Consider the following 4,368-nt stretch of genomic DNA (forward strand, 5'->3'; position numbering starts at 1 on the left):
GTCGTGGTCGGCTTCGGCGGGGGCGGCCCGGGCTCCGCGGTTCCCACCACGGCGGAGGTGCAGCCGGCGAGGAAAGCCGTCACGAGCGCGGCCGCGGCGACCGCGGTGGCTCGACGGGAAGTCGTGTGCATGGTGGCCCCCAGCAGGACGTCATTGCCGGGCCGGAACCTACCTGAACTTCGTGACCCGAACAGAACAGCAACGCTGGTCCGACGCCTGAACCGGGGACAGCGGTTCCCTCAGGTGGCGCGGCGGGCGCGGTTGCGGACCCTGTGCAGCCACCAGAGCACCGCGCCCGCGAGCGCCCACGCCAGGAGCACGATGGTGAGCGCGGGCGCCAGCGTCAGCCACGCGCCGCGGCCCGCGACGCGCACGAGGTCGGGGTTGGCCTGGTCGTACTCGACCCGGACCACCTGGCCGACCTGGAGCCCGCCCGGGTAGAGCACGCCGTCGCGCGGCACCCGCACGGCGCTGTCCGGGGTGCTGAAGCGCACGACGGTGCGGTTGTAGGAGGCCGACATCACCTCGGCGGCGGCCACCCCGGGACGCGCGGTGATCTTGAAATCGTTCGTGTAGGCGCCGACGACCAGGATCACGCAGGAGGCGGTCACCAGGCAGGCGAGGCCGAGCGTGATCAGCGTCGCCCTGCGGAGGTCACGGGCCTGGGTGCGGATGGCGCCCCAGACGGCGCGGGCCTGGGCGAAGCGGGTGCCGCGCAGCTCGTCGGCCTCGGCCTGCGCGCTCGCGCGCACCGCGGCGTCGAGCGTGGTGTCCGGTGCCGCGTCCGCGATCTTGCCGGTCGCCTTGTCGTCGATCTTGCCCGTGTTCTTGTCGGAAGCGCCGTCGCCGTCCGCCGCGCGCGCGTCGACGGCGGTGCCGCCCGGCGTGTCGCCCGGCGTGCTCACGACTGCGTCCTCCGCCACATCGGGTCACTTTATGCCAGACCGGCGACGCGTCCCGCGCACGTGGCTCATACGCTCGAAGGGTGACCAGCGCTCCGGAGAAGGGCATCGCAGCCAGGCTGCGCGTGCACAGTCGCCCGATGGGCGCGGACACCGAACTGCTGGACCTGCTGCCCACTCCCGAGGGCGTGCTGACGTGGGTGCGCGACGGGGAAGGCCTGGTCGGCTGGGGTGAGGCGGCCCGGTTCGCGCCGAGCGGGCCGAACCGGTTCGTCGACGCCGAGCTGTGGTGGCGCTCGGTGTGCGAACGCGCCGAGGTGCTCGACGAGGTCGGCCTGCCGGGCTCGGGAGCGGTGGCGTTCGCGAGCATGGCCTTCGCCGACCACCCCGGTGACTCGGTGCTCGTGGTGCCGAGGGTGCTCGTCGGCAAGCGCGGCGGGACGACCTGGGTCACCGAGATCGGCCCGGTCGACGGCGGCTCCCCGGTGAACCGCTCGGTGCAGCCGGTGCGGCGGACCGGGACCGTGCGCTACTCCGAGGGCGAGCTGCCGGTGACCGGCTACCGGCACGCGGTGCGCGCGGCGGTGGACCGGATGCGCGCGGGCGAGCTGGGCAAGGTGGTGCTCGCGCACGACCTGCTGGCGACGGCGGACGAGCCGTTCGACCCGAGGTTCCTGCTGCACGGGCTGGCCGGGCGCTACCCGAGCTGCTGGGTCTACGCGGTGGAGGGCCTGCTCGGGGCCACCCCGGAGATGCTGCTCAGCAAGCTCGACGACGAGGTCACCTCGCGGGTGCTCGCCGGGACCAGCTGGCCGCACGAGGGCGTGACCGTCGACGAGCTGGCCGCGCAGCTGCTGAGCTCGGCGAAGAACCGCGAGGAGCACGCGTACGCGGTGGAGTCCCTCGTGGACAACCTGCGGCCGCACTGCGCGACGCTGGAGGCCCCGGACGCGCCCGAGGTGCTGCGCCTGCCGAACGTGCTGCACCTGTCCAGCGACGTGACCGGGCGGCTGCGCTCGACGGCGAACGCGCCCTCCCTGCTGCGGCTGGCCGCCGCCGTGCACCCGACCGCCGCGGTGGGCGGGACGCCGCAGAAGGCCGCCGTGGAGATGATCACCGAGCTGGAGCGGATGGACCGGGGCCGCTACGCAGGACCGGTCGGCTGGATCGACGCCAACGGGGACGGCGAGCTGGGCATCGCGCTGCGCTGCGCCCAGGTCAACGGCGCCACCGCGCGGTTGTTCGCCGGGTGCGGACTCGTCGCGGACTCCGATCCCGATTCCGAGGTCACCGAGGCCGCGGCCAAACTCGTGCCGATCCGAGACGCTTTGGAAGGCAACTAGCCAGCAGGAAACTGAGCCGAGTTCATTTTCGACTCCGCCCGAAAAGTGAGCGACCGCTTCCAAAAGAAGAATGCGGACAAGACAGGCACTTGGGGTTTGCTTAGCCTTTCGCGGCATGAAGCGAACCAGCGCGCTCGCGCTCGCCGCACTGTTCTCAGCGGTCACGGTCGTCGTTCCGCCATCCGCTGACGCCGCGGCGGGGTATCCGTACGCGAACAGCGCGGTCGGCAAGACCGACAAGTGGGGATTCAGCACGAGGTACTGCACGTCCTACGTGGCGTACCGGCTGGACAAGCGCGGGATCACGTTCAAGAACGCGAAGTACAAAGGAGTGTTCTTCGGCGACGCGGGCACGTGGGACGACAAGGCCAGAAACGCGGGACTGACGGTGAACAAGACGCCCAAGGTCGGCGCGGTCGCTGTCTGGGGCAGCAACATGGGTGGCGGAAAGGGCCACGTCGCCGTCGTTTCGGCGGTCAGCGGCGGAACGGTCACGGTCCAGGAGTACAACGTCCGCGTCTCGCACGGTTACGGCAAGCGCGACATCGGCTCGATCAAGCCCGCGAACTACATCCACTTCTGAAACGTCCGGCCCCGCGACAGGAGCCACGGGGCCGGACGGCAGGAACGAGAACTATTACTTGGTGTTCATGCTGTGCATGATGCGGTGCCCGGCCTCGATCTTCGCGATCGACTTGGGAACGGTGTTCGCCCGCACTCCGGGGGCCTTCGCCTGAACCGACTGGTCGGCGTTCAGCTGCGGCTTGCCCTTGGTGAACAGCCACTTCTGGAACAGGTCGTAGAGCGGCTTGCCGGAGATCTTCTCCGACAGCGCGATGAACTGCTCGATGGTGGCGTTGCCGTACTTCTTGTCGGTGTTCCAGGTCTTCAGGATCTTCTTGAAGGTGTCCAGGCCCACCGCGTTGCGCAGCTGGTGCAGCGCCATCGGGCCGCGGGTGTAGACGCCGAAGCCGTCGAAGAGCTTGGCCGGGGTCGGGTCACCGGTGACGACCTGCCAGGCCGGGTCCTCGGCCGGGCGCTGGTAGTAGTGGTCGAAGATCTCCTGCGCGGTGCCCTCGCCCTTGGCCTCCGACCAGAGCCACTCCGCGTAGCTCGCGAAGCCCTCGTTCAGCCAGATGTTGCGCCACTTGGCCACCGAGACCGAGTCGCCGGCCCACTGGTGCGCCAGCTCGTGCACGACGACCGACACGTGCGAGCCCGCCGAGAAGAACGCCGGGCTGTACACCGGGCGGGTCTGGTTCTCCAGCGCGAAGCCGAGGCCGGAGCTGGGCACGACGCCGCCCTGGGCCTCGAAGGGGTACTCGCCGAAGTAGTCCTCCAGGAAGGCGATGACCTCGGGCGTGCGCTCGATGCTGGCCTTCGCCGCGTCCGCGGCCTCGCCGAGGTTGGTGCCGTAGGCGTTCACCAGCGGCTGGCCCTTGTGCCCGGTGCCGGTGACGACCTCGTACTTGCCGACCGCGAGGAAGGTCAGGTAGGTGGCCTGCGGCTTGGTGCTGCGCCAGCTCCACCTGGTCCACCCGGCGCGGCTGGACTTGCCGGCGAGCTTGCCGTTGGACAGCGCGGCGGTGCCGTCGGGCACGGAGACGGAGACGTCGAAGGTGGCCTTGTCCGTCGGGTGGTCGTTGCTCGGGTACCACCACGCGGACACGTGCGGCTCGTCGACCGCGAGCGCGCCGTCAGGGGTGCGCTTCCAGTTGTTCTGGCCGTTGACGGTGACCGTCGACGGGATGGCCTCGTACTCCACGACGATCGTGGTGAGCAGGCCCTGGTGCACCTGCTGGGCCGGGGTGACCTTGAGCTCGGTCCCGGTGCGGCTGAACTTCGCCGGCAGGTTGTTGACCAGGACGGACTTCGGGTCGATCGCGAAGTCCAGGTTGAACTCGGTGAGCCGCTGGGTGGGCTTGGCGGTGATCACCGTCGTGCCCCAGAGCTTGTCGTCGGCGGGCTGGTAGCGCAGCCGGATGTCGTAGTGCGAGACGTCGTAGCCGCCGTTGCCGTCACCCGGGTAGTACTCGTCACCGATTCCGGGGGCACCGACGTCGTTCGGCCCAGCGGAGGCGGGCCAGGCGAGCAGCGCGATCGCGGCCGCGGCCGCCGCCCCC

The 4,368-nt window shown here is 70.4% G+C and carries 4 protein-coding genes; 2 read left to right on the forward strand and 2 right to left on the reverse strand.

What is annotated here, in order from left to right; genetic code table 11:
* Nucleotides 1-239: 239 nt before the first annotated feature.
* Nucleotides 240-905, reverse strand: coding sequence for a DUF3592 domain-containing protein (locus tag CCN37_RS35745; RefSeq protein ID WP_246843512.1), 666 nt, complete (start codon nucleotides 903-905; stop codon nucleotides 240-242).
* Between the two features lie 80 nt (nucleotides 906-985).
* Here CCN37_RS35745 and CCN37_RS35750 point away from each other — a divergent pair, with 80 nt between their 5' ends.
* Together CCN37_RS35750 and CCN37_RS35755 are read left to right on the forward strand one after the other, a co-directional pair.
* Complete coding sequence (locus CCN37_RS35750; protein ID WP_246843513.1) at nucleotides 986-2,245, forward strand: isochorismate synthase MenF; 1,260 nt, start codon at nucleotides 986-988, stop codon at nucleotides 2,243-2,245.
* 115 nt (nucleotides 2,246-2,360) lie between these two features.
* Nucleotides 2,361-2,828 carry a CHAP domain-containing protein gene (locus CCN37_RS35755; protein ID WP_168201016.1) on the forward strand — a complete coding sequence of 156 codons (468 nt, stop codon included), beginning with the start codon at nucleotides 2,361-2,363 and terminating at the stop codon, nucleotides 2,826-2,828.
* A gap of 54 nt (nucleotides 2,829-2,882) precedes the next feature.
* Here the strand turns inward: CCN37_RS35755 and CCN37_RS35760 are convergent.
* Nucleotides 2,883-4,368: M1 family metallopeptidase (locus tag CCN37_RS35760; RefSeq protein ID WP_371505574.1), on the reverse strand; the 1,486-nt coding region annotated here is incomplete at its 5' end.

It is taken from the genome of Allokutzneria sp. NRRL B-24872, assembly GCF_002155965.1.
In the GTDB taxonomy this organism is placed as follows: Bacteria; Actinomycetota; Actinomycetes; order Mycobacteriales; family Pseudonocardiaceae; genus Allokutzneria.

Coding starts and splice junctions, on each gene's coding strand:
- CCN37_RS35755 (WP_168201016.1), top strand. CDS start 2,361: ATGAAGCGAACCAGCGCGCTCGCGCTCGCCGCACTGTTCTCAGCGGTC.